The organism is Aquisalimonas sp. (assembly GCF_007120195.1).
In the GTDB taxonomy this organism is placed as follows: Bacteria; Pseudomonadota; Gammaproteobacteria; order Nitrococcales; family Aquisalimonadaceae; genus Aquisalimonas.
In genome coordinates this window covers 1-3,200 of the sequence record NZ_SKOG01000198.1, presented here as the reverse complement: position 1 = coordinate 3,200, position 3,200 = coordinate 1, and the positions used below count along the sequence as shown (strand labels likewise).

General features: G+C 63.8%; 3 protein-coding genes. 1 reads left to right on the top strand and 2 read right to left on the bottom strand.

All coding sequences use genetic code 11. From position 1 onward, the window contains the following. Positions 1–113: 113 nt before the first annotated feature. The gene (locus tag QZT63_RS14095; RefSeq protein ID WP_290652129.1) at positions 114–1,172 is read right to left on the bottom strand and encodes a quinone-dependent dihydroorotate dehydrogenase; all 1,059 of its coding nucleotides are present in this window, start codon (positions 1,170–1,172) and stop codon (positions 114–116) included. Between the two features lie 171 nt (positions 1,173–1,343). Here QZT63_RS14095 and QZT63_RS14090 point away from each other — a divergent pair, with 171 nt between their 5' ends. Beyond that, positions 1,344–2,111 (top strand): ParA family protein, encoded by a 768-nt coding sequence (locus QZT63_RS14090; protein ID WP_290652128.1) that lies wholly within the window; start codon positions 1,344–1,346, stop codon positions 2,109–2,111. Here QZT63_RS14090 and QZT63_RS14085 read toward each other — a convergent pair. Further along, on the bottom strand, positions 2,108–2,881 hold the full coding sequence (locus QZT63_RS14085; RefSeq protein ID WP_290652127.1) for an SDR family NAD(P)-dependent oxidoreductase: 774 nt from the start codon (positions 2,879–2,881) through the stop codon (positions 2,108–2,110). The two genes, QZT63_RS14090 and QZT63_RS14085, sit on opposite strands and share 4 nt — an antisense overlap. Positions 2,882–3,200: the final 319 nt, after the last annotated feature.

Genomic DNA, 3,200 nt, shown 5'->3' with positions numbered 1-3,200 from the left:
GGCGCCGGTCCTCGCCGTAGGGCCCGCTACGCCTTCGGCCCGGCGCCTAGCCTCGAAGGCGCACCGACAAGCAAAAGACAACGCATTTCGGTTACAGGACACTAGCCTTGGCTTTAGGCGTGCGCCGCCATCACTGGCGTGCCGCTGGACTCGGCGGCGCGCAGGCGTCGCACCACGGTCCCGACCATGCCCGGCCCCTGGTAGATCAGACCGGAATAGATCTGCACCAGACTCGCACCCGCCTGGAGCTTGCGCAGCGCGTCCGCGCCGGAGGTGACACCGCCGACACCGATGATCGGCAATTGACCCTGGAGATGGCCACTTAGCAGCCGCACGATATCGGTGGAGCGTTCCATCAGCGGACGCCCGCTCAGCCCTCCCGTTTCATCCGCATGCCGCCGCGACGCCGTCAGCCCAGGGCGCTCCAGGGTGGTGTTCGTAGCGGCAACGCCGTCGATGCGGTGGCGGATCAAGGCATCCGCCATTGCGACGAGCTCGTTATCCGTCATATCCGGCGCGATCTTGACCACCAGGGGCACGTAGCGACCCCAGGCGACGCTCAGACGCAGCTGTTCGGTTTTGAGCCCGCTCAGCAGATCATCCAGTAGGCTCCCGTGTTGCAGAGCACGCAGCCCGGGGGTGTTGGGCGAGGAGACGTTGACGGTGATGTAATCCGCGTGGGGATACACGCGGGTCATGCAGGCGAGGTAATCGTCCAGGGCTTTTTCAACGGGCGTATCCAGGTTCTTGCCGATATTGATCCCCAGAACGCCTTTAAAACGGGATCGCTGGACGCGTGCAACGAGATACTCCACACCTTTATTGTTGAAACCCAGACGGTTGATCAGCGCCTGGTCCTCCGGCAGACGAAATAGCCTCGGTTTGGGGTTTCCCGATTGCGCCCGCGGTGTCACCGTTCCGACCTCGATGAAGCCGAAACCCAGCGACCCGAGGGCGTCGATATATTCCCCGTTCTTGTCCAGGCCCGCCGCCAGACCCACGGGGTTGGGGAATCGCAGCCCCATGAGCCGCCGCTCCAGGCGTGGGACGTCCCCTGCGATCCAGCGGTTGACGCCCACCAGCCGCGCCACCCGCAGCCCGTGCAGGGCAGCTGCGTGCGCGCGTTCGGCTTCGAGCCGGAACAACAGACTTCGGAGGAGGCGATAGCTCATCGTGCATCCCTGGATACCGGCGTACTGTCCTGAATCGCCCCTGGCGCTGCGGACCCAACACTACCTCGACCCGTTGCCCGGGATTCATTACACTGCATGCTGCTTGATTACACTGGGCGCTGCACCGCGGCGTTGTGGTCGTGATTGTCTCACTCCGGGGGGAGTGGCTCCATGCGGCGGGTAATTTTCAACCAGAAAGGCGGCGTGGGCAAATCGACCATCACCTGCAACCTGGCGGCAATCAGTGCCCACCAGGGATTACGGACCCTGGTTGTGGATCTTGACCCCCAAGGCAACGCATCGAGCTATTTGCTGGGCGGCTCAGCCGCGCAACGCGAAGGCACGCTCGCGGATTTCTTCGACCAGATGCTGAGCTTCCGCTTCTACAAGGAGCCGGTGACGGGCTTTATTCATCAGTCCCCATTTGAACGCCTGGACGTCATGCCGGCGTCGCGCGCCCTCGATGAACTGGAAGGCAAGCTCGAATCCCGTTACAAAATCTATAAATTGCGCGAGGCGCTGGATGAGTTATCGGAAGTCTACGATGCCGTTTACCTGGACACGCCGCCGGCGCTGAATTTCTATACCCGCTCGGCGCTGATCGCGGCCGACAGCTGCCTGATCCCCTTTGACTGCGACGACTTCTCCCGGCGCGCGCTCTACGACCTCCTCAACGCCACCCAGGAGATCCAGGAGGATCACAACGGCGGACTGCGCGTGGAAGGCATCGTCGTGAACCAGTACAACCCGCGCGCCAACGTTCTGCGCCTGTCAGTCGAGGAGCTTGAAAACGACGCGCTTCCCGTGCTCAAGCCCTATATCGGCTCATCCGTAAAGATCAAGGAATCCCATGAACGCTCGATGCCTTTGATCCATCTCGCCCCGCGCCACAAGATCACCACCCAGTACGCTGAACTGTTCGCCGGCCTGGCGCGCTAGCGGCGCCGCTGAGACGGACCCAGATGCATGCCCCCATCCACCAATAATGTCTCCCCGGTGGTCTTGCTCGCCCCTGTCAGCAGCCAGACCACCGCGTCCGCCACGTCCTCGGGCTGGACAACATCCTGTAATGGACTCGCGGCGGCGTAACCGGCCCGCTGCTTTTCGTAGCTCTCCCCCAGACCCGCCTTCAGCCATCCTGTTTCGACGAAGCCAGGGCAGACCGCGTTGACGCGAATGTCCGGACCCAGCGCCCGAGCCAGGGAGAGCGTCAGGGTGATCAGCGCCCCCTTGGACGCCGCATAGGCCACGGAGGAACCGACGCCGCGCACCCCGGCGAGCGATGCCATGTTGACAACCGCGCCCCGGCCTTGCGCCCGCATGGCCGGGGCCACGGCGCGGATCATCTGGTAGGCGCCGATCACATTGACGCTGTAAATGTCATGGAAGTCTTCCGCTTGCAGCGCCTCCAGGTCGTCGTGCCGGGCAAAGCGGGTCGTGCCCGCGTTGTTCACGAGGCCGTCGATCCGTCCCCACTGCTGTGTCGCCGCGTCCGCCAGCCTTCGACAGTCCGCATCCGATGACACATCGGCCTGGACCACGATGGCCTCGCCACCCTTCTCCCGGCACCTCGCGGCAACGGCGTTCGCCTCAGCCTGCCGGCTTGCGTAGTTGACGACGATGCGGCCTCCGGCCGCCGCCAGCCGCTCTGCGCAGGCTTCGCCAATGCCTGCCGAAGAGCCGGTCACGATGTATACGGGCTGTTCCATGGTGTGTGCCCTCCAGGCATGTCGGGGTCAGCGGTCATGCGCGCCAGCAGGCCCAAAGCGGATCGTAGGCAACCTGCCAGGGAAAAGTATGGACGCACTGGGGCACTGACGCCGAGAAGTCGTCAGGACGATTGGGGACAGAAACTGCGCTTGTGCGCCTGCGGCGCCGTTGTTTTGACGGTGCATTACGCTGGCGCTAATGCACCCTACGCCCCTCGGCCAGCATCGGTGGTGATTCCCTGCTCTTGGCATCCACACCCAGCGGTATGACCGTCGCCGTGCAAACCGCCGCCTGATCGCCTATCCTGATTGCTTTACG

Excerpts from the sequence above, each read along its gene's own strand:
- QZT63_RS14095 (WP_290652129.1), bottom strand. The coding sequence starts at position 1,172 with ATGAGCTATCGCCTCCTCCGAAGTCTGTTGTTCCGGCTCGAAGCCGAA.
- QZT63_RS14090 (WP_290652128.1), top strand. The coding sequence starts at position 1,344 with ATGCGGCGGGTAATTTTCAACCAGAAAGGCGGCGTGGGCAAATCGACC.
- QZT63_RS14085 (WP_290652127.1), bottom strand. The coding sequence starts at position 2,881 with ATGGAACAGCCCGTATACATCGTGACCGGCTCTTCGGCAGGCATTGGC.